Below are 355 nucleotides of genomic sequence, written 5' to 3'. Positions count from 1 at the left end.
TGGAATCAAGAAAGTTATCCAAATGTAGAGTCCAGAAATAGACGGGTATGAGGTACTCTAAAGCGATGGAGGCAGTCAGAATGGAAAAAATACATCGTGGAGATGGCTTTGCAGTGGTAGAAAAAGATGGAGAATATCAAATATCTTGGGCACAGGGACCATATAATGAGCCAGTTTTTTATCATATTTCTAAACGAAATATGGACAAAGCGTTTAAATCAGCTCAAGACGCTCATGAAGTAATACTTTACGCAGAGACAGGTCAATGGCCTTCAGGTGTGGAGGAAGAGGCAGAAATAAATAAGGCTTTTGTACAAAAATCTCCAGAATTACTCTTGAAAATTCCAGAAAACCA

Annotated in this window: 1 protein-coding gene; it reads left to right on the top strand. The window is 38.6% G+C overall.

Features of this window, described 5'->3' with window-relative positions; all coding sequences use genetic code 11:
- Window positions 1–80: 80 nt before the first annotated feature.
- Window positions 81–355: hypothetical protein (locus tag GJU40_RS20625; RefSeq protein ID WP_154309901.1), on the top strand; the 275-nt coding region annotated here is incomplete at its 3' end.

This window comes from Metabacillus lacus (genome assembly GCF_009674805.1).
Lineage (GTDB): Bacteria > Bacillota > Bacilli > Bacillales > Bacillaceae > Metabacillus_C > Metabacillus_C lacus.
The sequence above is the reverse complement of the archived record's forward strand: the minus strand, read 5'-3'. Positions and strand labels throughout refer to the sequence as shown.